25 protein-coding genes are annotated in these 24,267 nt (G+C 63.5%); 9 read left to right on the plus strand and 16 right to left on the minus strand.

Translation table 11 applies throughout. The features are described 5' to 3' along the window. Nucleotides 1–41 precede the first annotated feature (41 nt). From MGMSRV2_RS04500 to MGMSRV2_RS04510, 3 genes are all read left to right on the plus strand, one after another. Nucleotides 42–368, plus strand: a complete 327-nt coding sequence (locus MGMSRV2_RS04500) for a DNA-binding transcriptional response regulator (protein ID WP_024079158.1) — start codon at nucleotides 42–44, stop codon at nucleotides 366–368. A 99-nt stretch (nucleotides 369–467) separates the two neighbouring features. After that, the gene (gene rpmE / locus MGMSRV2_RS04505) at nucleotides 468–692 is read left to right on the plus strand and encodes a 50S ribosomal protein L31 (protein WP_024079159.1); all 225 of its coding nucleotides are present in this window, start codon (nucleotides 468–470) and stop codon (nucleotides 690–692) included. 171 nt (nucleotides 693–863) lie between these two features. Further along, nucleotides 864–2,651, plus strand: coding sequence for an adenylate/guanylate cyclase domain-containing protein (locus tag MGMSRV2_RS04510; protein ID WP_024079160.1), 1,788 nt, complete (start codon nucleotides 864–866; stop codon nucleotides 2,649–2,651). A 6-nt stretch (nucleotides 2,652–2,657) separates the two neighbouring features. Here the strand turns inward: MGMSRV2_RS04510 and MGMSRV2_RS04515 are convergent, their stop codons facing one another. Next, on the minus strand, nucleotides 2,658–3,056 hold the full coding sequence (locus MGMSRV2_RS04515; protein WP_024079161.1) for a DUF1465 family protein: 399 nt from the start codon (nucleotides 3,054–3,056) through the stop codon (nucleotides 2,658–2,660). Between the two features lie 230 nt (nucleotides 3,057–3,286). On the opposite strand from MGMSRV2_RS04515, the gene MGMSRV2_RS04520 reads away from it, so the two are divergent. Further along, nucleotides 3,287–3,481, plus strand: a complete 195-nt coding sequence (locus tag MGMSRV2_RS04520) for a hypothetical protein (protein WP_024079162.1) — start codon at nucleotides 3,287–3,289, stop codon at nucleotides 3,479–3,481. A gap of 2 nt (nucleotides 3,482–3,483) precedes the next feature. Here the strand turns inward: MGMSRV2_RS04520 and MGMSRV2_RS04525 are convergent, their stop codons facing one another. Genes MGMSRV2_RS04525 through MGMSRV2_RS04535 form a run of 3 tightly spaced genes read right to left on the minus strand, consistent with a single transcriptional unit; the run spans nucleotide 3,484 to nucleotide 4,893 of the window. Continuing rightward, complete coding sequence (locus MGMSRV2_RS04525; RefSeq protein WP_024079163.1) at nucleotides 3,484–3,918, minus strand: acyl-CoA thioesterase; 435 nt, start codon at nucleotides 3,916–3,918, stop codon at nucleotides 3,484–3,486. 2 nt (nucleotides 3,919–3,920) lie between these two features. Continuing rightward, nucleotides 3,921–4,697: a 3-hydroxybutyrate dehydrogenase gene (locus tag MGMSRV2_RS04530; protein ID WP_024079164.1), complete on the minus strand. Its 777-nt coding sequence runs from the start codon at nucleotides 4,695–4,697 to the stop codon at nucleotides 3,921–3,923. A gap of 10 nt (nucleotides 4,698–4,707) precedes the next feature. Then, nucleotides 4,708–4,893 (minus strand): DUF1192 domain-containing protein, encoded by a 186-nt coding sequence (locus tag MGMSRV2_RS04535; protein ID WP_024079165.1) that lies wholly within the window; start codon nucleotides 4,891–4,893, stop codon nucleotides 4,708–4,710. Between the two features lie 82 nt (nucleotides 4,894–4,975). On the opposite strand from MGMSRV2_RS04535, the gene MGMSRV2_RS04540 reads away from it, so the two are divergent. Together MGMSRV2_RS04540 and MGMSRV2_RS04545 are read left to right on the plus strand one after the other, a co-directional pair. Then, nucleotides 4,976–5,968: an NAD(P)H-quinone oxidoreductase gene (locus MGMSRV2_RS04540; RefSeq protein WP_024079166.1), complete on the plus strand. Its 993-nt coding sequence runs from the start codon at nucleotides 4,976–4,978 to the stop codon at nucleotides 5,966–5,968. Nucleotides 5,969–6,081: 113 nt separating this feature from the next. Further along, nucleotides 6,082–6,654 (plus strand): DUF1013 domain-containing protein, encoded by a 573-nt coding sequence (locus tag MGMSRV2_RS04545; RefSeq protein ID WP_024079167.1) that lies wholly within the window; start codon nucleotides 6,082–6,084, stop codon nucleotides 6,652–6,654. Between the two features lie 100 nt (nucleotides 6,655–6,754). Here the strand turns inward: MGMSRV2_RS04545 and MGMSRV2_RS04550 are convergent, their stop codons facing one another. The 12 genes from MGMSRV2_RS04550 to MGMSRV2_RS04605 all read right to left on the minus strand — a co-directional run bounded on the left by MGMSRV2_RS04550 (nucleotide 6,755) and on the right by MGMSRV2_RS04605 (nucleotide 19,668). Beyond that, a complete protein-coding gene (locus tag MGMSRV2_RS04550) occupies nucleotides 6,755–9,829 on the minus strand; it encodes an efflux RND transporter permease subunit (protein WP_024079168.1) in 3,075 nt (1,024 codons plus the stop codon). Nucleotides 9,830–9,838: 9 nt separating this feature from the next. Beyond that, on the minus strand, nucleotides 9,839–10,942 hold the full coding sequence (locus MGMSRV2_RS04555) for an efflux RND transporter periplasmic adaptor subunit (RefSeq protein ID WP_024079169.1): 1,104 nt from the start codon (nucleotides 10,940–10,942) through the stop codon (nucleotides 9,839–9,841). Nucleotides 10,943–10,960: 18 nt separating this feature from the next. Beyond that, on the minus strand, nucleotides 10,961–11,497 hold the full coding sequence (locus MGMSRV2_RS04560) for a TetR/AcrR family transcriptional regulator (protein ID WP_024079170.1): 537 nt from the start codon (nucleotides 11,495–11,497) through the stop codon (nucleotides 10,961–10,963). A gap of 138 nt (nucleotides 11,498–11,635) precedes the next feature. Then, nucleotides 11,636–12,310, minus strand: coding sequence for an ABC transporter ATP-binding protein (locus tag MGMSRV2_RS04565; protein ID WP_024079171.1), 675 nt, complete (start codon nucleotides 12,308–12,310; stop codon nucleotides 11,636–11,638). Beyond that, entirely contained in the window at nucleotides 12,307–13,557 is a 1,251-nt protein-coding gene (locus MGMSRV2_RS04570; protein ID WP_024079172.1) for an ABC transporter permease, read from the minus strand. Before MGMSRV2_RS04570 ends, MGMSRV2_RS04565 begins: the two co-directional genes overlap by 4 nt. A gap of 2 nt (nucleotides 13,558–13,559) precedes the next feature. Continuing rightward, entirely contained in the window at nucleotides 13,560–14,570 is a 1,011-nt protein-coding gene (locus MGMSRV2_RS04575) for an efflux RND transporter periplasmic adaptor subunit (protein WP_024079173.1), read from the minus strand. Between the two features lie 53 nt (nucleotides 14,571–14,623). Next, a complete protein-coding gene (locus tag MGMSRV2_RS04580) occupies nucleotides 14,624–15,166 on the minus strand; it encodes a hypothetical protein (protein ID WP_024079174.1) in 543 nt (180 codons plus the stop codon). Continuing rightward, entirely contained in the window at nucleotides 15,109–16,464 is a 1,356-nt protein-coding gene (bioA, locus tag MGMSRV2_RS04585) for an adenosylmethionine--8-amino-7-oxononanoate transaminase (protein WP_024079175.1), read from the minus strand. Before bioA ends, MGMSRV2_RS04580 begins: the two co-directional genes overlap by 58 nt. Before the next feature lie 4 nt (nucleotides 16,465–16,468). Further along, a complete protein-coding gene (gene bioD / locus MGMSRV2_RS04590) occupies nucleotides 16,469–17,119 on the minus strand; it encodes a dethiobiotin synthase (RefSeq protein WP_024079176.1) in 651 nt (216 codons plus the stop codon). A gap of 4 nt (nucleotides 17,120–17,123) precedes the next feature. Then, complete coding sequence (locus MGMSRV2_RS04595) at nucleotides 17,124–17,864, minus strand: methyltransferase domain-containing protein (protein ID WP_024079177.1); 741 nt, start codon at nucleotides 17,862–17,864, stop codon at nucleotides 17,124–17,126. Then, on the minus strand, nucleotides 17,861–18,493 hold the full coding sequence (locus MGMSRV2_RS04600) for an alpha/beta fold hydrolase (RefSeq protein ID WP_024079178.1): 633 nt from the start codon (nucleotides 18,491–18,493) through the stop codon (nucleotides 17,861–17,863). The genes MGMSRV2_RS04595 and MGMSRV2_RS04600 overlap by 4 nt, the downstream gene beginning before the upstream one ends. Then, nucleotides 18,490–19,668, minus strand: a complete 1,179-nt coding sequence (locus MGMSRV2_RS04605) for an aminotransferase class I/II-fold pyridoxal phosphate-dependent enzyme (protein WP_024079179.1) — start codon at nucleotides 19,666–19,668, stop codon at nucleotides 18,490–18,492. The genes MGMSRV2_RS04600 and MGMSRV2_RS04605 overlap by 4 nt, the downstream gene beginning before the upstream one ends. Before the next feature lie 121 nt (nucleotides 19,669–19,789). On the opposite strand from MGMSRV2_RS04605, the gene bioB reads away from it, so the two are divergent. From bioB to MGMSRV2_RS04620, 3 genes are all read left to right on the plus strand, one after another. Beyond that, nucleotides 19,790–20,764 carry a biotin synthase BioB gene (bioB, locus tag MGMSRV2_RS04610; RefSeq protein WP_024079181.1) on the plus strand — a complete coding sequence of 325 codons (975 nt, stop codon included), beginning with the start codon at nucleotides 19,790–19,792 and terminating at the stop codon, nucleotides 20,762–20,764. Between the two features lie 147 nt (nucleotides 20,765–20,911). Continuing rightward, nucleotides 20,912–23,332: an EAL domain-containing protein gene (locus tag MGMSRV2_RS04615; protein ID WP_158497736.1), complete on the plus strand. Its 2,421-nt coding sequence runs from the start codon at nucleotides 20,912–20,914 to the stop codon at nucleotides 23,330–23,332. 89 nt (nucleotides 23,333–23,421) lie between these two features. After that, nucleotides 23,422–24,258 (plus strand): PhnD/SsuA/transferrin family substrate-binding protein, encoded by an 837-nt coding sequence (locus MGMSRV2_RS04620; RefSeq protein WP_024079183.1) that lies wholly within the window; start codon nucleotides 23,422–23,424, stop codon nucleotides 24,256–24,258. The last annotated feature ends 9 nt before the right edge of the window (nucleotides 24,259–24,267 follow it).

Genomic DNA, 24,267 nt, shown 5'->3' on the forward strand with positions numbered 1-24,267 from the left:
AGGAGCCACGACAGAGGGCCCGCAGGTGGAGGGAGACATCCATGAAACGCATCATGGTCATCGAGACCGAGGCGCGCGCCCGTCAGGCTTTGAAGTCAATTCTGGAAACCGCTGGCTATGAAGTGGTGGTGGCCGTCGATGGCGGTGACGCCCAATCAAGGCACAGCGCCCGTCCCGCCGATCTGGTCATCGCCGACGGCATCGACGATCCGCCGGTTGGTGCCCGGATTCTGGCGGTTCCCGGCGGTACCGACCAGCGCCGGGCCATGCTGTCGGAACGGTTGCGGCTGTCGGGGGCGCAGACCTTTCTGCCCAAGCCGTTCCGCCGTGACGACCTGTTGGACGCCGTCCGCTTGTCGTTGGCGTGAACAAAAATGCGGGAAGCGTGAAAAACTTGTTTCCCGCACTTGCACAGGGCTTAGGTTTTCTGTATAGAGGGCGCCTTCGATTTGCAAAGCAGGACGGCCATGAAGAACGACATTCATCCCGACTACCATGAGATCAACGTGGTGATGACGGACGGCACCGAATTCAAGACCCGTTCGACCATGGGCAAGGCCGGCGACACTCTGCGTCTGGATATTGATCCCAAGTCCCATCCGGCTTGGACCGGCGTGCATCGCATGGTGGATTCGGGCGGTCAGATCGCCAAGTTCAACAAGCGTTTCGCCAGCTTCGGCATCAAGTCGTAAGTCTTTAATCCGCTTGCGGTTTTCAGCCGCGCGGTGGTCGAAAAGAATGCCGTTGGATCCTTGATCCGACGGCATTTTTTCTGCTTTATGGTGGACTTCGCACCGCGAAGGCGGTACAGCAAGGCGGGGTAGGGAAGGCTCTCGAGCCGATTAGGCGGACGCGCGTTAACCATGATCATCGTCCACTACGAGGTGTATGTCCTCGAAGGCCGCGGATGGATGCTGCATGCGCGTTTTCCACGCATGGAGAGAGAGGGTGCCTTGGCCGAAGCCAAGGAATTGGAAAATACCCTGAAGATCAAGGTCAGGGTTGTCCGCGAGACCTACTACACCGACAACAACGCCTTCGAAGAAGCCGAAATCTATATCACCGGCGGTAAACTGTCGGACCGTACTCCAACCCCAGCCGCTGGCGGTAAATCCGGTGGTGGCGGGGGTGGGAGCGGGGGCGGTGCCGGGGCGCGCAGGCCGGTCGGCACGGTCAAGGCCGCAGCCGCCGTGGCCGCCATGCGCAAGACCGGGGGCGCCAAGGCGCGGACCAAGCCCAAAGCCAGCGAAGAAGAGGTTGCCCAGGCCCGCCAGTTGATCGGTCGGTTGCTGGCCATCGTCGCCTTTGCCCTGGCGGCGGCGTTGCTGGCCATCAAGGTCACCCCCAACGTCATTCTGATGCTGTGGAAGATGGGGTTCGGCATCAAGGTCGATGCCAATACCTACAGCCAGTTGCTGCTGGGGGTGTTTGCCCTGACCTTCCTGATGGTGGCCGTGCCTTTGGGCATGAAGTTCCTGCCGCGCAAGACCGCCATTCCCAAGTTCCGTGCCCCTAGTCTGGCTTTGGCCGGGGCAGGGGGCGGGGCGCCGACGGGCCGCGCGCCGATCAGTCAGGAGATGAAGAAATCCTTGGACAAGCTGGCCAAGGAAGCGGCGCAAGAAGGATTGTCGGCCAAGGACGATGACGACGACTTGCCGCCTTTGGACCTGGATTTGGACGCCGACAAGCCCATTGCCGCCGAGCCGGAAAAAGGCGTGGAGATGGCAGAGGAAAAAGCGGCACCGGGACAAAGCGTCGAAGCTCAGATGCCCAAGGTTTCCCGCTTTCTTGACGGAGCCATGGAGCAGTGTCGGCAAGAACGCATCACCATGGACAATTACAACAAGTTCGCCCTGCATCTGTACATGGCCGGCGCGGTCGAGGCCCTGGCCGAGTTCCGCAAACTGGGCGGCAAGGCGGTTGAACCGTTGATGCACGATGCGCTTGACGTCTTGGGCACCCGGGGCGAGAGCGCCAAGTCATTCCATGAAAAATTGCCCGAATACCGGCGCGAAGCCCGCTACAAGACGGTGATCGAGGCCGGGCATAACGCCATGGGCAATTATCTGCTGGGCGACGAGATGGGGGCGCATATCTCGTTGCGCGACGTCTTCCGCGAATGGAACCGCAAGGTCGACCAGAAGCAGGGGCAGATGATGACCGTGCTGTTCACCGACATGGTCGATTCCACCAACATGACTCAGATCAGGGGCGACGCCGCCGCCCAGGAAATCGTCCGCCGTCACAATCTGATCGTGCGCAACGCCCTGTCGAAATTCGGTGGTCACGAAGTCAAGCATACCGGTGACGGCATCATGGCGTCGTTCCTGTCGGCGGCGGGGGCCATCGACGCCATGATCCAGGTGCAGCGTCAGGTGGCCGAGCACAATGCCCGTATGCCCAATCAGACCCTGCATCTGCGCATCGGCCTCAATGCCGGCGAACCGATTCAGGAAGAAGACGATTTGTTCGGCTCGACCGTGCAGCTTGCCGCCCGTGTCTGTGCCGCTACCGGTACCGACGAAATCTATTGCACAGCCTCGGTGATGGAATTGTCGGGCAAGCCCAATTCCATGTTCCGTTCGGTCGGAGCCAAGGCGGTCAAGGGCTTCCGCGATCCCATCACCATGTATGACATCGTCTGGCGTTAGCTGTAGCTAATGCATCCGCTCCAGCATCTGGTTTTCCAGGCGGGCGATGCGCTGGTACAAGCTCAGGCTGCGTTCCAGCAGGCTGCGCAGGCCGGTGGGCAGGGCCTCGTCGCGACCGAAGGTCTGATCCAGGCAAACCTCCAGGCCGGACAGGCGGTTGGGTTCGGATAAGGCGTCATCTGCCTCGATTTCGCCGGCATGGACGGCGCGCTGCATCATCAGCCAAGCCATCACCTGGGTCAGCCGCGAGGTCACTCGCATGGCCTCGCACGACATTCTGAGGCCGGCCATGGCCTCGGCCTTGCGGCGCTCGCGCTGCTCCACATAGGCCATGTAGTTGCGCGCCTCGACCATCAGCGTCATGGCTTCATCATAGGTGCGCCCGAAAAATGCAGGTTGCTGCATGGCAACGCTCCCGTCGCGTCCGCGGCTCCCCCAAGCCATGGGTTGATCTTTGTCCTGGCCGCCACGAAGTGACGCTTTCATCTAAGGATGGAAATAATTATGAAAAATATCAAGGGGCAACTGATCGTCAGTAAACAAGCGTAAAATTAGATAAAATTATAAATATTGAATAAATATGGTGCTGTTGACATAATATTTTTAATGTATTCATGCGGGGTTGCGAGGGTGTCATGCGCTTCGTCGTCACAGAATCTTTCGATAAAAGTGAAGTAAATCACTTTTTCGACGCCGAGATAAGTTGCCGCATTGGCGGCATCATCCGTTCACGTGCCGGCAAGGTCTATCGGGTCGAGGATGTCGCTTGGCATAGCGATACTTTCGACCATACACCGAATGTCAGGGTGCTGTTGAAGCGCGAGAAATAATCTCAGCCCAGATGCTGCTGGAACACCTGGCGGATCAGCGCGGGAATGGGGGTGGGGCGCTGATTGTGGCGATCGACGAAGACGTGGACCCAATGGCCCTCGGCTGCGGCTTCGTCGCTGCTGTCATCGAACAGGGCGATGGTGTAGCGCACCGATGAAGTACCCAGGCTTTCCACCTTCAGGCCGCCGCTGACCGGGTTGGGCCACGACAGCGGGCGGCGGAAGCGGCACAGGCTTTCGGCGGCGAAGGCCACCACCTGGGCATTCAGCAAATCCATGGCGCACGGCCCGCGCAGGAACTCCACCACGATCATCTCGAAGAAGCGGTAGTATTCCACGTTGTTGATGTGGCCGAACATGTCGTTGTCCGACCACCGGGTCTGGATTTGGGTCAGGAAGCGGAAATCCTGCCGTCGGGCCGTGAGCGCCTTGGTCATGTTTATTGCGCGGTCCAGCCGCCATCCATGGTCAGCGAGGTGCCGGTCATGTTGCCGGCGGCCTTCGACGACAGGAACACCGCCAGTTCCCCCAGTTCTTCCGGCGTGGTGAAACGCTTGGACGGCTGCTTTTCGCTCAACAGGTCGCGCCCGGCATCGGCGATGGAGACACCCTGGGCTTCAGCCCGGGCGTCGATCTGCTTTTGCACCAGCGGCGTCAGCACCCAACCGGGGCAGATGGCGTTGCAGGTGATGCCGTTTTCGGCGTTTTCCAGGGCGACAACCTTGGTCAGGCCGATGATGCCGTGCTTGGCCGCCACATAGGCCGCCTTGTTGACCGACGCCACCAGACCATGGACCGAGGCGACGTTGATCAGTCGGCCCCAGCCGCGCGCCTTCATGCCGGGCAGGGCGGTGCGGATGGTGTGGAAAGCCGAGGACAGATTGATGGCGATGACCGCATCCCAGCGGGCGACGGGAAAGTTTTCCACCGCATCCACGTGCTGGATGCCGGCATTGTTGACCAGGATGTCCACCGAACCCAGGCGCTTTTCGGCGTCTTCGATCAGGCTGGCGCATTCCTCGGCCTTGGACAGGTCGGCGCCGTTGTAAAGCACGGTGACGCCGAATTCCTGGGCCAGGCCCGCGCGCAAATCCTCGATGCCGTCGCCGAAGCCGTTCAACATGATGCCGCAGCCTTGCGCGGCCAGGGCGCGGGCGATGCCCAGGCCGATGCCGCTGGTGGAGCCGGTAACGACAGCGTTGCGTCCCTTAAGCATGCTTTTCCCCTTATGCTTTCCTGAACAGGGCCTCGGCCCCCGATTTGACTTTTTCCTTGGCGGCGATGGTGGCCTCGGCCCGGATGATCTCGGCCTGTAATTGGGCGATATAGTCGCGCAATTCCTCGACCCCCAAGGTTCCCAAGTCGCGCGATTGCGCCGTTTTCTTCTTGGGGTCCAGGTCGTCCACGTCCATGGGGCCTCCTTCGCCGCTTGCCATGACGGCATGAACGTACCAGATTGACCCGAACAGGGACAGACTAAGGAACGCCACGGCCATGCTGCCTGAAACCATGACCTGCATCGAAATCACCACCCCCGGCGACGCCCATGTGCTGAAGCCGGCGCAGCGCCCGCTGCCGAGGCCAGCCAAGGGGCAGGTGCTGATCAAGGTGGCCGCCGCCGGCATCAACCGTCCCGACGTGTTGCAACGCCAGGGTGCCTATCCGGCACCGCCCGGCGCCTCGGACCTGCCGGGCCTGGAAGTGTCGGGCACCGTCGCCGGTTTGGGCGAGGGGGTGGATCAATGGCGCTTGGGCGATTCGGTCTGTGCGCTCACCGCCGGCGGCGGCTATGCCCAGTTTGTCACCGCCGATGCCCGCCATTGCCTGCCTATTCCCGACGATCTGGAATTCGTCGCCGCGGCGGCGTTGCCGGAAACCTTGTTCACCGTCTGGCACAACGTGTTCGAGCGCGGCGGCCTGAAGGCGGGCGAGAAATTCCTGGTCCATGGCGGCGGCTCGGGTATCGGCACCACCGCCATCCAACTGGCCAAGGCCTTGGGCGCCACCGTCTTCGCCACCGCCGGCGGCAAGGCCAAGTGCGAGGCCTGCGTCAAGTTGGGCGCCGACCGTGTCATCGATTATCAGACCGAGGATTTCGTCGAGGTGATCAAGGCGGAAACCGGCGGCAAGGGTGTCGATGTCATCCTGGATATGGTCGGCGGCGATTATCTGCCGCGCAACGTCAAATGCCTGGGCTTTGATGGCCGGCTGGTCAACATCGCCTTCCTTAAGGGCCCGGTGGCGGAAATGAACATGATGCCGGTGATGCTCAAGCGCCTGACCTTGACCGGCTCGACCCTGCGTCCGCAATCGGATGCGGCCAAGGCGCGCATGGCCGAGGGGCTGAAAACCACGGTTCTGCCCTTGGTCGCCGCCGGTCGCGTGCGTCCGCTGATCCATGCGGTGTTCCCGCTGGACCAAGCCGCCCAGGCGCATGAACTGATGGAATCCAACACCCATGTGGGCAAGATCGTCTTGACCGTTTGACCCGCCGTCGCCTGTCCCATATAACTACGCCAATCCCTATATGTGCCCGCCATCGGCACCGGGACCGACGCCTTGACCGGCCGGTTCCGATCGAGATTTTGCAAGGAGGATTCATGGCTCTGCCGCTCATGCCCAAGGCGACTGCCGTCTGGCTGGTCGAAAACACCGCCCTTAGCTTTGAGCAGATCGCCGAGTTCTGTGGTCTGCATTCCCTGGAAGTGCAGGCCATCGCAGACGGCGAAGTGGCGACCGGTATCGTCGGTCTGGACCCCGTGGCCAACGGTCAGTTGTCCAAGTCCGAGCTGGAACGCTGCGAAGCCAACCCGGATGCCCATCTGAAGCTGAACATCACCGATTATCCGCAGCCGCGGGCCAAGCCCAAGGGCGCGCGCTATACCCCGGTGTCCAAGCGCCAGGACCGCCCTGACGCCATCGCCTGGCTGCTGAAGCATCACCCGGAACTGTCCGACGGCCAGTTGTGCAAGCTGATCGGCACCACCAAGCCGACCATCCAGTCGGTGCGGGAAAAAAGCCATTGGAACGCGCCCAACATCAAGCCGCGCAATCCGGTGACCTTGGGCCTGTGCACCGAATCGGATCTGGAAAAGGCGGTGACCATCGGTCGCGGCCGCGCCGGCGGCACCGTGGCGCCGCAATATCATGAGGAAGAGGACGGCGCCGAGTAATCGGCCCGTTCCATACAGATGAAAACGCCCGCCATTTGGCGGGCGTTTTTTATGTCTAAAAAAACAAACGGCGGAACTTTTTGGGTTCCGCCGCTTTTATTTATTCCGCCCCTTCGGCGGCGATGTGGCCGTGCACTTGTGGTGCGGCCCGTTGTTTGCGATCGGTGGCCAGGAAGGTGTAGATCACCGGCAGCACGAATAGCGTGAACAAGGTGCCGATGCTCATGCCGGCGACGATCACCACGGCGATGGAGAAGCGGCTGGCGGCGCCGGCCCCCGAGGCCATCAACAGCGGGATCAGGCCGGCGACCATGGCCGCCGTGGTCATCAGGATCGGGCGCAGACGCAGGCTGGCCGCCACCTGCACCGCTTCCAGGCGCGACAGGCCTTCCTGTTCCTGCCGCTCGCGCGCCACTTCACAGATCAGGATGCCGTGCTTGGTGATCAGCCCGATCAGGGTGATCAGCCCCACCTGGGTATAGATGTTCATGCTGGCCACGCCGAGCGCCAGCGGGATCAGGGCCCCGCACAGCGACAACGGCACCGACACCATGATCACCAGCGGATCGCGGAAGCTTTCGAACTGCGCCGCCAGCACCAGGAAGATGATGACCAGGGCGAAGACGAACGTGACGGTCAGCGAGGCGCCTTCCTGCTTGTACTGGCGCGATTGGCCGGCGAAGTCGTAGGTGGTGCCCTGGGGCAGGACTTCGGTGGCGATGCCTTCCAGCGTCGCCAGCGACTGGCCCAAGGTGGTGCCGGGCATGGGGAACGCGCTGATGGTGAAGCTGTTCAACTGGTTGAACTGGTTGAGCGACACCGGCTTGACCGCCTGCTTCAGCGTCACCAGCGACGACAGCGGCACCGCGCCGCCGTCCGAGGTGCGCACGTGGAAGCGGCCCAACTGGTGCGGGTCGAGGCGGAAATCGCGCGGCACCTGCGGGATGACCTGATAGGACCGGCCTTGCAGATTGACCAGATTGACGTAATTGCCGCCGGTCATGGTGGCCAGCGATTCGCCGATCTGCTGCATGGTGATGCCGTAAGACCCGGCCTTGTCGCGGTCGATGTCGACCACCGTCTGCGGGCTTTGGAACTTCAGGTCGCTGTCGATGAAGGCGTACATGCCCGAGGCGGTGGCCCGGCGCATGATCTCGGCCTGCAAATCGTTGAGCGCCTTGTAATCCGAGGTCGAGGTGATGACGAACTGCACCGGCAGGCCATCGGAGCCGGGCAAGGGCGGCGGCGAGAACACCGAGGCCTTGACGCCGGAAATGCCGTCCAGCTTCTGCTGGAACAAGGGCGTCAGTTGCTTGGTCGACAGCTTGCGCTCTTCCCACGGCTTGGTGACGGCACCGCCGAAGCCCTGGTTGATGGAGCCGATGCCGGCGATGAGGAAGCGATCGCGCACCTCGGGGAATTCCTTCAGCGCCTTGTCGATCTCGCCGGCGAACACCTCCATGTACTCGGTGTTGGCCGAGGCCGGACCGGTGAAGGCGGTGAATACCACGCCCTGGTCTTCTTCGGGGGCCAGTTCGGTCGGCACCGCCATGAACAGGAAGGGCAGCACCCCCATGACGATGGCCGCGAACAGCAAGGTGGTGGAACGGTCGGCCAGCGACGCCGCCAGGGCCCGGCGGTAGCGGCCCTGCAGGCCGTCGAAGATGGCGTCGATGCGGGCCGGCAGGCCCTTCTTGTCCTCGTCGTGCTTGAGGATCAGCGAGCACATCATTGGCGACAAGGTCAGCGCGATGATGCCCGAGACGATGACCGAACCGGCCAGGGCCAGGGCGAATTCCTTGAACAACGAGCCGGTCAGGCCGCCCATGAAGGCGATGGGGGCATAAACCGCGGCCAGGGTGATGGTCATGGAAATGACCGGGCCGGCGATTTCACGGGTGCCGACGATGGCCGCCTGGAACGGCGACAATCCTTCCTCGATGTGACGATGGACGTTCTCGACGACGACGATGGCGTCGTCGACCACCAGACCGATGGCCAGGACCATGGCCAAAAGCGTCAGCAGGTTGATGGAAAAGCCCAGGGCCAGCAGGAACAGGGCGACGCCGATCAATGACAGCGGCACCGTCACCACCGGGATGGCGACCGAGCGGAACGAGCCCATGAAGGCGAAGATGACGATCATCACGATCACCGCCGCTTCCAGGATGGTTTTCACCACCTCGTCGATGGCGGCCTGGATGAACACGGTGGAATCATAGGCGATTTCCGCGTTCAGGCCGGGCGGCAACTGGGCGACGATGCCGGGCAGGGCGCTGTCGCGGATCTCCTTGATCACCGTCAGCGGGTTGGCTTCGGGAGTGGTGAAAACACCGACGAAGATGGCCCGCTTGCCGCTGGCGAACACCGCCATTTCGTCATTCTGGGCGCCCAAGGACACCTCGGCAATGTCCGACAGGCGGACCAGTCGGGTGCCTTCGTGGCGGATCACCAGATTGCGGAAATCGGCGATGGTGTTGAGATCGGTGCGCGCCTGGGTGGTGACCACGTCATAGGCGCCCTTGGTCGAGCCGGCGGCGGCGGTGAAGTTGTTGGCGGTCAGGGCGGCGTTGACGTCGTCGGCGGTCATGTCAAGCTGTGCCAGCTTTTCCGGGTCGAGCCAGACGCGGATGGAAAAGTTCTGGCCGCCGAACACTTCCGGGTTGGCGACGCCGGGGACCGAGGCCAGCTTGGGCTGGATCACCCGGTTAACGTAATCGGTGATCTGTTCCTGGCTCAGCTCCGCCGACGAAAACGCCAGATAGGCCGAGGCGAAGGTCTGGCCGGTTTCCTTTTTCAGCACCGGGTCGTTGATGCCGCGCGGCAGCACCGAGCGCACCTCGTTGACCTTGCTCATCACCTCGGTCATGGCGGCGTCGGGGTCTTCGTTCAGACGGACGAAGGCCTTGATCACCGAGGCGCTTTGCACCGATTGCGAGGTGATGTAATCGAGACCGGCCGAGGTCGCCACCGCCTTTTGCAAGGGCTGGGTGATGAACCCCTGGATCAGCTCGGCGTCGGCGCCCGGATAGGTGGTGGTGATGGTGATCACCGTATTTTTCATTTCCGGGTATTGCCGCACCGGCAGCATCAACAGCGCCCGCAAGCCGACGAACAGGATCAGCAGGCTGATGACGCTGGCCAGGACCGGGCGCTTGATGAAAATATCGAACATTGCGCGCTCCTATTCGGCCTTGGCCGCTTGTTTCAGCGGATCGTTGGCACTGACTTGGACCTTGGAGCCGTTTTCCAGCTTCAATTGGCCGGTGGTCACCACCTGGGCGCCGGCTTCAAGTCCCTTCAGCACCACCACGCGACCGGCCTTGCGTTCACCCAATTGCACCACCTGACGGGCGGCCTCGGGGCCATCGGCACCGTCCTTGACGATGAAGACGGCGTCGCCATGCAGATTGTAGGACACCGCTTCCATCGGCACCGTCACCACCTCGGCCATGTCGGGACGCAGAATCTCGATGCGGGCGAACATGCCCGGTCGCAGGGCGCCGTCGGTGTTGAGGAAGCGGGCCTGGGCCAGGACCATGCCGGTCTTGGCATCGACCTGGGGTTCGACGGCGGCGATGACGCCTTCAAACACCCGGTCGGGCCAAGCATCGGTGGTCATGCGGATGGCGCGACCGACGCTGGTCAGCGCCAGGTCACGTTGTGACACCGAGAAATCGGCCAGCATCACCGACAAATCCTGCAAATTGACGATGGCGGTGCCGGCCTGGATGAACTGGCCCAAATCCACCTTGCGCACGCCCAAGACCCCGTCGAAGGGGGCGTGGACCTGCTTCTTGTCGATCTGCGCCCTGAGGCCGGCGGCATTGGCTTCCTTGACCTTCAACTCGGCCTCGGCCTTGTCGACGGCGGATTGACTGACCGCATCGGTGCGCACCAGCTTGCGCTGGCGGTCGGCGGAAATGCGCGCCAGATCGGCATCGGCTTGGGCCGAGCGCAGATTGGCCCGTTCCACGTCAGCGTCCAGGCGCAGCAAGACCTGCCCCTTTTTCACCGCCTGACCGGACTGGAAACCGATTTCGGTAACCAGACCCGAGGTCGAGGCACTGATGTCGACGCCATTGACGGCGGCCAAGGTGCCGATGGCCGAGACGCTGTCCTGCCACTTTTCCGACTTGGCCTGTTCGGTGGTCACCGGGATCACCGGCTTGGGCATGGACGCGAAATATTGGGCGATCATGTGCTGGCGGAATTGGACAAATCCCAGCACGCCGCCGAAAACGACGGCACTGGCGGTCAGCATGATGGCCATGCGCTTGATATTCATGGGGTAGGCTCCGTCGCTTTATTTCAGCAGCTCAAGGGCTTGCAGTTTGATGCGTTCACAGGATTCTTCGTCGCACAGGGGCAGCTTCAGCATGCGTTCGAACACATAGCCATCCATGGCCATGCAAACCAGGGCAGCCAGGGTTGGATTAGGGCTGTCGCTTTTCACCCGTTCGATCCATTCGGCGAATTTGGCATGGATGGGGGCCAGCAGATCCGGGTTGACGGTCACCGCCGCCAACAGGGCGCCGCCCACTGGATCACCGGATGGGCCGCGCGGATCGAAGGCGGTGCGCACCACCGTCCTGGCCCAGCGATACGGTCCATCGGGTTCCTGAGCGTAAAATTCCAGATGCAAGGCGTCGCAGGAATCGATCATCCGCTGCACCATGGCGCGGATCAGGTCGTCCTTGCTTTTGAAATGATAAAGCACGCCGCCCTTGGACAGCTTGGCCACCTTGGCCGCCGCATCCAGCGTCAACTTGTTGACACCTTGCTCGCGCACGATGGCCATGGCGGCGTCAATAATGGTTTCGCGGGTGCTGGGGGCGCTCATGCCATAGGGTCCTTACTGTACCGTCTGGTCGGTTTACTATACCGACCGGACGGTATATGGCATGTTATCGAACGAAAATCATCCCCTACCGAAGGTGGGGCAGCTATGCGTGTCGAGCAGGCCCGCCTTGGGGGGCTTTTACGCCAAACGTCCGTCCACCAGATGGATGCGGCGGTCAGCGGTGGCGGCCAGATCGTTGTCGTGGGTGACCACCACCACCGCCCGGTTCTGCTCGCGCGCCAATCGGCGGAACATGGTGAAGACCACCTCCGCCGATTTGCTGTCCAGATTGCCGGTGGGTTCGTCGGCCAGGATGACGCCGGGGTCGTTGGCCAGGGCGCGGGCGATGGCGACGCGCTGGCGCTGGCCGCCGGACATCTGTTCCGGCAGTTTGTCGGCGTGGTCGGCCAGCCCCAGGGCGTCGAGCAGCCAATGGGCGCGGGCGCGGATTTCCTTGGCCCCCAGGGCACGCAGGCGGCGCATGGGGATTTCGACGTTGGCGCGGGCGGAAAATTCCGGCAGCAGGAAGTGGAACTGAAAGACGAAGCCGAAGCGGGCCAATCTCAAATCGGCCAATTGGTTTTCGCTCAGGCCGGCGGTGGCATTGCCGTCCACCAGCACTTCGCCGCCGGTTGGGGTATCGAGCAGACCCAAAAGGTACAAGAGCGACGATTTGCCCGATCCTGACGGGCCGGTGATGGCGACGAACTCACCCGGTTCGACCACCATATCGATGTCGCGCACCAAGGTGACCGGGACCAAACCGGGCAATTCACGGGTCAGGGCGCGTGTTTGCAGGATGGGGGCGGTCATGCGCCGCCTCGGACGATATCCACCGGCTTCATGCGGCTGGCCCGGCGCGCCGGCAGCCAGGCGGCGAAGGTGGAGGCGACCAGGGCCATGGCGCCGCTGATGATGTAATGCTTGGGCGTGCGGTAGAGGATGAAGCCCTGGGCGCGGACGAAGCCTTCCATCTTGAAATCCAAGGTGCCCATGAACTCCACCAGCCCATAACCCAAGGCCCAGCCCAGCAGCATGCCGATGATGCCGACCATCAGTCCCTGATAGACGAAGATGCGGCGGATGTCGGTTTCACGGAAACCCATGGATTTGAGGATGCCGATATCCTTGGTCTTTTCGTAGACCACGGTGGAGATGACGTTGAAGATGCCGAAACAGGCGACGATCAGGATGGCGCCGACGGTGGAATACATGATGGCGTTCTGGATGACGAAGATGCCCAGGACGTTGGACGATTGTTCCTGCCAGCTTTCGGTGCGATAGCCGAAGCGGGCCTCGATGGTCTTGGCCAGATCGGCGGCCTGTTCGACGTCGTCCAGGCGGATGCGGATACGGTTGATGACGTTGGGGCGGTTTTGCAGCACCTGCGCCTTCTTCATCAGCGCATAGGTGTCGAAATTGTCCATCAGGGTCAGGCCGCTTCTGAAGATGCCCACCACCTTCATGCGCATGACCACGCCTTCGGGGCTGACCACCGAGACCATGTCGTCGAGGCCGATGCCGGCCTTGAGGGCGATGCCCTCGCCGATGATGATGCCGTTGGCCGCCGTGTACAGGCTTTGCAGCGACCCGGCGATCAGGTCTTTTTCCAGCTTGGTCACCAGCCGCTCGCGGTCGGGGACGATGCCGGTGACGTTGGCGGAGATATCGCGCGAGCCGAAGCGCAGCAGGATGTTGCCCGACAGGGTCGGCGCCACCTTCAGCCCCGGCATCTCTTCCAGCGCGTCGATGATGGCCCGCGCCCCCCTCAGGCCGCGCACCTCTTCCTTGGGTTTGATGCCGCGCAGTTCGACCACCGCGCCGGGATAGGCGGCCTCGACCGGCTGCACCGGCGCAAGGCGATATTCGTCCTTGATGGTGATATGGGGGGCGACATCGATGATGCGGTTGACGAAGTCGCGTTGAAAGCCCTGCATCATCGAGGCGATGGCGATGAAGAAGGCCACCCCCAGCGATACCCCCACCAACGAGGTCAGGGTCTGCCGGCGCCGATGCACCAGATGACGCACGGCGATGGACAAACCCAACGGCAGGGCCATGATTATTGCGCCTTGATGCGATCGCCGGCTTTGAGTCCGGCGGGGGGGCTGGCGACGATGCGCTCGGCGGCGGCAAGGCCGGACAGGATTTCGACCCGGTCGCGGCCCTTGATGCCCAGCACCACCGGGCGGGTCTGGGCATGGCCGTCTTGTTCCACCAGCACGGCGCCGTTGACGACGGCGCTGGCCGGAATCAGCCAGGCATCGGCCTTTTCAGCGGTGATGATGTTGATTTCCGTGGTCATGCCGATCAGCAGCGGCGTGTCGTCGGGCAGGCGGACGCGGACGCGGAAGGTCTTGTTGACCGGGTCGCCCTTGGGGGTGATGTGGTCGATGGTACCGCCAAGGCCGCTATCGGGGAAGGCGTCGGCCTTGATCAGCACCTTTTGCCCCGACGCCACCAGGGCGATGTCTTCCTCGTCCACATCGGCGGTGATGCGCAAAGGCCGGCTTTCACCGATCCAGAAGATGGTGTTCTCCGGTTTGACCACCTCGCCCGGTTCGCCGTCGCGGCGCAGCACCACCCCGTCCAGGGGGGCGATGACCAGCAAATCGGTGCGGCGCTGACGGGCGGCGTTGATGGCGGCATTGGCCTGATCATATTCGCTTTTGGCCTTTTGCGCCGATTCACGCGGGCGGATGCCGCTATCGGCCAGGGTCTTGGCCCGAGCCAGTTCCTCGCGCCAATAAACCGCGCGGGCCTCAAGTTCGTTCACCTTGGCGCTGGCCTCGCGGTCGTCGAGACGGGCCAGATGCTGGCCGCGCTTGACCACATCGCCCTCGTCCACCAGCATTTCGGCGATGCGCCCGGTGGTCACCGGGCCGATCTTGGCCCAGTTTTCCGGCTCGACCGTACCGGTGGCATAGACCGCTTCCACTGCCATGCCGCGCTGTGGCGACACCAGGGCGACCGCGCGGGCGCCGTTGCGGTTAAGGGCATAAACGGCACCGGCGGCCAAGGCGGCGACGACCAGGATGACCGGGATGATCCGGGCGGGTTTGCGGGTGTTCATGAGTGTCAGGATACACCACCTTTGGCTTCAAGCCATGCGTATCCGCAACGTTGCTAAAGAAGTGCGATGACCACGCCGGCGGCCACGCACAGGGACAGCAGGACCAGAAAATCCCGACCGCCGTGGCGGAACCTCGGAGGGATCGGCGTCACCGGCTTGGGCGGCGGTTCGGTGATCAGCACCGGTCCGTCCTGCGCCGGCGGTCCCAGGCGGATGGCTGGGCCGTGGGCCGTGGGCGGCGGCAGGCAAGCGGTTTTGGCCGGAGCAGGCAGACTGGCCGGAGCGGGCGGTAAGGCGGCGACGGGTGGTTCGGGCTCTGGCTCTGGTTCTGGCCCCGGCTCGACCACGACCTTGGCCTTGCGCGGGGTGCGCGGTTTTTTCGGCTTTGTCGGCGGGGCATTACGGGCCTTTTCCCGCTTGTCCTGGATGGCGACGATCATGGCCAAGGCCTCGGCGTTGGAAACCCCCACCGGGCGCAGCCGCCGCAACGCCGCCTTGTCGGCGGCCAGGGCCGCCAACTTTTCGTCGCTCAGGGCGTCTAGGGAATAACGGAATTCGTCATCCATGGCCCCGACGATTTCCTCGATGCGCAGCACGGGTCCGCTCCTGAAATCTTGGAAACCTCGTCCTCGATGATATCCCAGGCTTGGTGCAGTGCACCATCATTCATGCAATAGGGCGGCAATAAATAAAGCACATTGCCCATGGGCCGCAGCAGCAGGCCGCGTTCCCGGAAGATCAGCTTCAGCTTGGCGCCCGCTTCGCCATTGGGCAGGTCGAAGGCGGCCATGGTACCGCACAGACGCGGCTTGGATACTGCCGCAAGCCCGGCCATGCGGTCGAGGCGGGCGCGGTGCACGGCTTCGATGGCCTGGATGCGGGCTTGGCATTCTGCCCCCAGCAGCAACTCCAGCGACGCCAGACCGGCGGCGCAGCCCAAGGGGTTGGCGGTATAGGAATGGCCGTGCAGGAAGGCGCGCGACACGTCCTGGCCCAAAAACGCCTGATAGATGAAGTCGCGCGTCACCGTCATGGCCATGGGCAGGAAACCGCCGGTCAGCCCCTTGGACAGGCAGATCATGTCCGGGGTGATGCCGGCCTTCTGGCAGGCGAAAACGGCGCCGGTGCGACCGAAACCGGTCATCACCTCGTCCAAAATCAGCAAGGTGCCGGCGGCCTTGGCCCGCTCGGCCACCGCCCGCAGATATTCGGGCCGGCACAGGCGCATGCCGGCGGCGCCCTGGATCAACGGCTCGATGATGATGGCGGCGATCTGGCCCTGGTTGCGGTCCAAGATGGCGTCGAAGTCAGCCAGCGCCGCCGCCTCGCGCGCCTCGATGGTATCGTCGCCGTCCCAGGTATGGGGGAAGGGGGCGATCTCCACCGGGAACAGCATGCTTTCCCAGGCGCCGAAATAGCCCGAGGTCCGACCCAGCGACATGGCGCCGACAGTGTCGCCGTGATAGCCGCCGTCGAAACCCACATAGACGCGGCGATCCTGGCCCATATTGCCCCAATATTGCCGGGCCATCTTCATGGCCACTTCCACTGCGGTGGAGCCGTCGTCGGAATAGAACACCCGGTCCAGGTCGCCGGGCAATTGGGCGCAGATTTTGGCCGCCAGCCGGGCTGCCGGTGCGTGGGTGAATTCGGCGAAGATGGCTTGTTCCAGCGTACCCGCCTGTTCGGCCACGGCCCGCGCGATCACTGGGTTGGCGTGGCCGTGCAGGTTGACCCACCACGACGACACCAGATCCACGTATTGCTTGCCGTCCGCGGTTTCGATCACCGCACCCTGGCCGCGCACCGCGTGCAGGGCGGGGGCGGCGGTGGCCGCCTGGGTGAACGGGTGCCACACATGTTTGGCGTCAAGAGCAAGGATGTCGTCGGACATGGTCTCAGCCTTCGGGGCGGGTAAGGTCGGGGGGACAGGAAAAGTCGGGCGGCGGCAGACTGGCCACCAGGGCCGGCGTTACTGCCGGCAAGGGCTGGATTTCCGCCAGCACGCGCACCGAGCCGAAATGTTCGATGGCCTGGCGGTTGGCCGGGTTCTTCTGGCCGTTCAGCACCACCCCCAACACCGGGATATGGCGGCGGCGCAGCGCGTCGAGGGTCAACAAGGTGTGGTTGATGGTGCCCAGGCCCGAGCGCGCCACCACCACCACCGGCAGATTGAGCATTTCCATGAAATCGATGGTCAGGGCCACTTCGTTCAACGGCACCAGGATTCCGCCGGCCCCTTCCACCACCAGCGGGCCCGGGGTGGCGGGCGGCTTCAGGCCGGACAGTTCGATGCGCGCGCCCTCGCGCCTAGCCGCCTCGTGCGGGGACAAGGGCGCCTGGAACACATAGGCGGGGGGATGGATGATGGCGGCGGGCGCCAGCTTGGCCACGGTGGCGGAATCGGAATCCTCGGTCGCACCGGTCTGCACCGGCTTCCAATAGCCGGCGCGCCAGTGATGGACCAGCCAGGCGCAAACCAGGGTCTTGCCGATATTGGTGTCGGTGCCGGTGACGAACACGCCTTGCACAGAGGGGCTTTTGGCCATGGGCTTACCTTGGGCCGATCACGACATGCAGCACATCATAAGTGATGCTGGCCGGCTGCCCCAAGCGTTGCAGCACGGCGCGCATGTCCGCCACCTTCAGCGGGCGATGGCCGGGGCTGGGGGTGCCGGCGCCGATCCGCTTCAATTCGGCGGCGAAGGCGCGGCCATGGTCGTAGGGCAGGGTGAACAACTGCTCGTCGATGCGGGCGGCGGGCAAGATGTTTTGCAATGCGGCCCGGCTGGGAAAAGCGGGGATGCCGCAGGGCAGATCCAAAGCCGCATGGGCGTCGCGCCATTGCCGAAACGATTGCGCCCCCAAGGTGGAAAACACCAGATGCCCGCCGGGAGCGAGCAGGGCGGTCAGGCGGGCGATCGCCGCCCCCAGATCATGGAACCATTGCGCCGCCAGATTGGACACGATCAGGTCGAAACGCTGCTCGCCCACCTCCGGCCATTCGGCGTCCATGACCTGAAAACGGGCGTGGGCGGCGATGGTGCGGGCGGTTTCCAGCATGGTGGGCGACAGATCGGTGATCAGCCAGTCGCCCGCGACCAGCGGCAGCAGGCGGCGGGTCAACAGCCCGGTGCCGCAGCCGAATTCCAACACCGTGGCTTGGGGCGGGCGGGGCAGGGCGGCAACCATGGCGGCCAGATGATCGGCGCTGATCGCTTGGGCGCGGGCGGCGGCTTCATAGGTGGCGGTGGCGGCGGAAAAGGCGGCGGCCACCTGATCCTTGCGCGTCATGGGATGGTGGACGCGAACAATCTGATCTGGCTGGCCACCCAGTCGGGGTGGGTCCAGGGGAGCAGATGGCCGGCCCCTTCCACCAGGGTCAGGCATTGCGGCGGGAAGGAATCGCGGCTCATGGCCTCGGGTACGACAAGATCGCGGGTGCCGGCCAAGGCCAGCAGCGGGCAGTCCAACTGGGCCATGGTTTGGCGTTCATCGCATTCCGCCAGCCATTTCAGCGCCTCGGCCATGGGGGCGGGGCGGATGGTTTCGGTGTCGGGGGTGTCGATGCCGCAGCGTTGCATGAAATCCGCCGTCACCTCGTGCGGATGGGTGGCGAAGCGGTCGATCATGCGGTCCAGGCTGCGCGGCGGCGTGCCGGCGACGAAATCCTGGGCGCGGGTGAAGCGGGGAAAGGCGTTGACCGCCACCGCCCCGGCCCACGGACGGGGAAAACCGGCCAAGGCCCAGGCGAATCCCATGGAATGGCCGATGATGATGGGATTGTTGGCCCCGGGCCGCACGGCTTCGGCGCGGAAGCCCAAATCCACGAAGATGCGGGCGAATTCCGGCAGGCGGTCGGCTACCGGGCGCCAGAAATGGGCGTCGAAGCCCCATCCGTGAACAAAGGCCAGGGTCTTCATGCAATGGTTCCGGCGGCGGTGATGATTGCGTCGGCCAGGCGTTCCACATCCTCTTCGGCATGGCCGGCGGACAGGGCGAAGCGGATGCGGCTGCTGCCCGGCGGCACCGTCGGCGGGCGGATGGCGATGCCCAGGAAACCCAGTTCCTCCAGCCGTGCCGCCACCTTCAAGGTGCGGTCCTCGTCGCCCAGGATGACCGGCACGATCTGGGTGGTGGAATGTCCGGTATCAAGCCCGGCATCGTTGAGCCGCAGCCGCAGCCGTTGGGCCATGGCTTGCAGGCGGGCGCGGTGGTTGGTCAGGGTGGGGACCAGATCGATGGCGGCATCCATGGCGCCGAGCACCGCCGGCGGCAGCGCGGTGGCATAGATCAGGCCCGAGGCGCGGTTGACGAGAAAGTCCTTCAAAGCCTGCGACCCGGCCACATAGGCGCCGAAGCCGCCCATGGCCTTGGAGAAGGTGCCCATGGCCAGATCCACATGGGTGCCCACCGACAGGCCGAAGCCGTTGGACCCCAGAACACCGGTGGCGTGGGCTTCGTCCAGGTACAGAAACGCGTCCCATTCCTCGGCGATGGCCACCAACTGGTCGACGTCGGGGGCATCGCCATCCATGGAAAACACCGATTCGGTGACGATGAAGCGCGGCCCTTCGCCGCGCCCGGTGCGGTCCAGCAATTCCTTCAGATGGGTCAGGTCGTTATGGCGGAAGCGGGTCTGCTTGACGCCTGCCGACTGGCAGCCCATGTGCAGCGACGCATGGTTCAGGCGGTCGGCGAAGACCAGCGGTTCCGCCCCCCACACCGTACGGTCGAGCAGGGCCGGCAACACCGAGGCGTTGCATTGCCAGCCGCTGGCCATGACCACGGCGGCTTCCACCCCTTTGGCGGCGGCGATCTTTTCCTCGACCGCCTCCAGCGCCCGGTTGTGGCCGGTGACCAGCCGCGACGCCCCCGATCCGGCGCCATACTTGGCCGCCCATTCCCGCGCCCGCTCGATCAACAGCGGGTGGTGGGTAAGGCCCAGATAGTCGTTGGAGGAGAAGTTCAGCAATTCCCGTCCGTCCTTGAGGACACGTCCGCCGGACAGGTGCTCGACCACGCGCAAACACCGCCGCCGGCCCGTTTGGGCCAGATCGTCGAGCACGCGGGAAAGGGTGGCGTCAAGATTTTGCATGGCCGACCTTCTAACGCCTTATCGGGATTCTTGCAAAGCCAGTGTTCACGGTTCTACATTGCGGTCCCGGAAAGTGGCGAAAAACCACGTTTCCAACAGGGTTTATAAGGAGATTGGCAAGGTGAACCAAGCGGCGCAGATCAAGCCTTTGGGCGACGGGCTCAGACACGACTGGCAGGCGGAGGAGGTGCAGGCCTTCTTCTCCATGCCGTTCATGGACTTGATGTTCCAGGCGCAGCAGGTGCACCGGGCCAATTTCGACGCCAACAAGATCCAGGTGTCGCGGCTGATTTCCATCAAGACCGGCTCGTGCCCCGAGGATTGCACCTACTGCCCGCAATCCGCCCATTACGCCACCGGCCTGGAAAAGGAAAAGCTGATGGCGGTGGAAGAGGTGGTCGCCGCCGCCCGCCAGGCCAAGGAAGAAGGCGCCTCGCGCTTTTGCATGGGCGCCGCTTGGCGCGGCCCCAAGGGCGACGATTTCGAGGTGGCCGTGGCCATGATCGAGGGCGTCAAGGCCCTGGGCATGCAGACCTGCGCCACCTTCGGCCTGCTCGACAAGTGGCAGGCCCAGCGCCTGAAGGATGCCGGCCTGGATTATTACAACCACAACATCGACACCAGCCCGGAACACTATAAGGAAGTCATCACCACCCGGACCTTCCAGGATCGCCTGGATACCCTGGACACCGTGCGTGAAGTCGGCCTGCATGTGTGTTCCGGCGGCATCGTCGGCCTGGGCGAGACCAACAATGACCGCGCCAAGATGCTGCTGACCCTGGCCAACATGGAGAAGCATCCCGATAGCGTGCCCATCAACCTGTTGATCGCCATCCCCGGCACGCCGTTGGAAAACGCCGAGAAGCCCGATAATTTCGACTTCATCCGCACCATCGCCGCCGCCCGTATCATGATGCCCCAATCCTATGTCCGCCTGTCGGCGGGCCGCGAGGGCATGAGCGAGGAAATGCAGGCCCTGTGCTTCATGGCCGGCGCCAATTCCATCTTCTGCGGCCACAAGCTGCTGACCGCCAAGAACGCGGCGCCGGGTTCGGACAAAAGTCTGTTCGGGCGTCTGGGGCTGTCGCCGCTGTAAACGACGTATCAAACCATCAAACCCGCCGGTGCCGCCGGCGGGTTTTTTATTGGGATGGCTGGTATGACAAATACGCTTTAGCCATACCTATACGTTGTGGTAATTATTCTTTGGTATGTAATGTTGGTTCCGGTGAGTGTGGCGCCCATGCAAGTCCTGCTGGTCGAAGACAATCAGATCGACGCCTCGGTGGTGTTGGGACGCATGCGGCATTTCGCCGACATGCGTTTTCATTGGGTGGAAAGCCTGGCCGGGTGTCTGGCTTTCCTGTCGGTGCATCGGGTCGATGCCCTGCTGTTGGACCTGAATTTGGGCGACGGCGCCGGCACGGCTTTGATCGACGCGGTTCGCGCCGCTGCCCAGGGCGCCGCCATCGTCATCCTGACCGGCAATGACGACGAGGAAACCGGCCTGTTGTCGCTGCGCCACGGCTGTCAGGATTTCCTGGTCAAGGGCCGCACCGACGGCCCGCTGATCCGCCAGACCATCTTGCATTCCATCTTGCGTCATCGTCTGGATCAGGCGCGGCTGGCGGCCGAGGAAAAGGCCCGCCAGGGTGAACAACTGGCGGCGATGATCCTGCATACCGCCCCCGAGGCCATGCTGGTCATCGATGCCGATGACAAGGTAATCCGCGCCAACGCCCACGCCGCCGCCTTGTTCGGCCACGGGCCGGAAGCGCTATTGGGCAAGCCATTGCCCATTCTGGTCCCCGATCTGCCCGCCGATGCCGGTGAAACCGTGGGTCTGCGCCGCGACGGCGGTTTCTTTCCCATTCAGGTGCGGGTCGGCGCCTTGCATTTCGGCGACGAGTCCTATCGGGTGGTCAGTATCCAGGACCTGACCGCGCGCAAGGTGGCCGAGGCGGAAAGCCGCCTGCATGGCGAGATTTTCACCCATGCCCAGGAAGGGGTGCTGGTGACCGACACCAGCGGCACCATCCTCAGCGCCAATCCGGCCTTTTGCCGCATGACCGGCTATGAACTGGACGAGTTGGTGGGCAGCCCTTCCGGTTTCCTGAGATCAGGGCGGCATCCCGACGATTTCTACGGCGATATGTGGGAGGTTTTGCACCGCGACGGCCATTGGAGCGGCGAAATCTGCAATCGCCGCCGCGATGGCGACGTCATCCCGCAATGGGTCAGCATTTCGGCGGTGCGCGACGCCAACGGCAGCGTCGGCAATTACGTCGGCGTCTACATGGATATTTCGGCGCTGAAGCGGCACGAAGAGGCGTTGCGCCATATGGCCCATCACGACGCCCTGACCGGTCTGCCCAATCGCCTGCTGCTGGCCGACCGTCTGGATGTGGCCCTGGCCAAGGCCCGTCGCACCGGCAAGATGGTGGCGGTGGCTTATGTGGATTTGGATGGGTTTAAGCCCGTCAACGACCGTCTGGGCCACCATGTGGGCGATTCGGTGCTGATCCAGGCCGGGCGGCGGCTGTTGGACAGCGTTGCCGCCGATGACACCGTCGCCCGCCTGGGCGGCGACGAATACGTCTTGGTGATGCAGGATCTGGATGACGACCAGCAATGTCGCCAGCGTCTGTCGCAGGTGTTGACGGCCATGGCCGAACCCATGCGTTTCACCGACGAGGATTCCGCCATCAGCATCACCGCCAGCATCGGTGCCGCCCTTTATCCCAACGACGATGCCGATCCCGATACCTTGCTGCGCCATGCCGACCGCGCCATGTACCAGGCCAAGCAGGAGGGCCGCAACCGCTTCGCCATGTTCGATCCCCAATTGGATCTGCAAGGCACCTTGCGCCGCAACACCATGAAATCGGTACGGTTGGCGCTGGAGGATGGGCAGTTCGTGCTGTTCTACCAGCCCAAGGTCAACATGCGCCTGGGCACGGTGGTGGGGGCCGAGGCGCTGATCCGTTGGCTGCACCCGGAACGCGGCTTGCTGCCGCCGGCGGAATTCCTGCCGTTGATCGAGGATGACAGCCTGGATCTGGCCATCGGCGAATGGGTGACGCGCTCGTCACTGGCGCAGATGGCGGCGTGGAAGCGGGCCGGTGCGGTCATTCCGGTCAGCGTCAACGTTGCCGCCAGCCATCTTCTGTCCAATGATTTCGCCGGACGTCTGGCGGAAATCCTGGCCGAGTTCCCCGACGTGCCGCCGCGTATGTTGCAGTTGGAGGTGGTGGAAACCGCCGCCCTGGAAGACATCGGCCGGGCGCGCGAGGTGCTGGAGGCGTGCCGGGCCTTGGGGGTTTCGGTGGCGCTCGATGATTTCGGCACCGGCTATTCGTCGCTGACCTATCTGCGCCATCTGCCCATCGACACTCTTAAGATCGACCGTTCCTTCGTCCTCAATCTGCCCGATGACGCCGATGACTTGACCATCGTCCGCGGTGTCATCGTGCTGGCCGCCGGCTTTGGCCGCGATGTTCTGGCCGAAGGCATCGAAAAGACCGAGCATGGCGACATGCTGTTGGAATTGGGTTGCGAATTGGGCCAGGGCTATCGCATCGCGCCGCCGATGCCGGCCGGTGATTTCCTTGGTTGGCTGGCGGCTTGGCAGCCCGAGGAAAGCTGGTGTAAGCCTTCCGCATAGGTGTTTACGATCGGTTCATGCGGGGCGCAAACGCTGTTCAAGCTTTGGCTTTATATGCATCGGCAGATACCAAAGTGGAGTATGGGGCGATGATTCTACGTTCGGTGATGACCTCGGCGCTGATCCTGCTGGCCGGTCTGTCGCAGGCCGGGGCGGAAACCCTGACCTTCGCGCCCTTGCCCATGGAAACGCCGGAAACCGTGGTCAAGCAGGTCAAGCCCATGCTGAACCATCTGGAAAAGGCCTTGGACATCCAGGTCAAGATCGAGTTTTCCTCGGATTACGCCGAGATCCTGAGCAAGTTTGAAAGCGGCAAGCTGGATCTGGCCTATCTGGGGCCGCTGCCTTACCTGACGCTACGCGACCGTGTCGCCGCCGCCACCCCCCTGGTCCATTTCAAGGAAGCCTCGGGCAGCGCCACCTATACCTGCGCCATCGTCGCCGCCGCCGATGCCAAGACCGATCTGGCCAAGGTCAAGGGCCGCAAGGTCGCCCTGACCCAGCCTTTGTCCACCTGCGGCTATCTGTCCACCGACGGCTTGCTGCGCCAGGCCGGCTCGAGCCTGGAAGACAACAAGTACCGTTATCTTGACAAGCACGACGAAGTGGCCTTGGCCGTTATCCGGGGCGAGTTCGACCTGGGCGGCCTCAAGACCGCCATCGGTCGGAAATACGCCCATATGGGCCTGCTGGTGGTGGCCGAATCGGCCCCCTTGCCCGGTTTCGCCCTGGTTGCCAATGCCAAGACCGTTTCGAAGGAGCGCATGAACCAATTGCGTGACGCCCTGGTCGGCATGGACAGCGAAACCGCCAAGAGCTGGGGCGACAACATCCGCCACGGTGCCGTCGCCGCCTTTGACGGCGATTACGACGCGCTACGGCGTTTGCGCCGCAAGGCGAATATTCCCAATAACGGCAATTTCTAAATCTCACTT

This window comes from Magnetospirillum gryphiswaldense MSR-1 v2, assembly GCF_000513295.1.
Lineage (GTDB): Bacteria > Pseudomonadota > Alphaproteobacteria > Rhodospirillales > Magnetospirillaceae > Magnetospirillum > Magnetospirillum gryphiswaldense.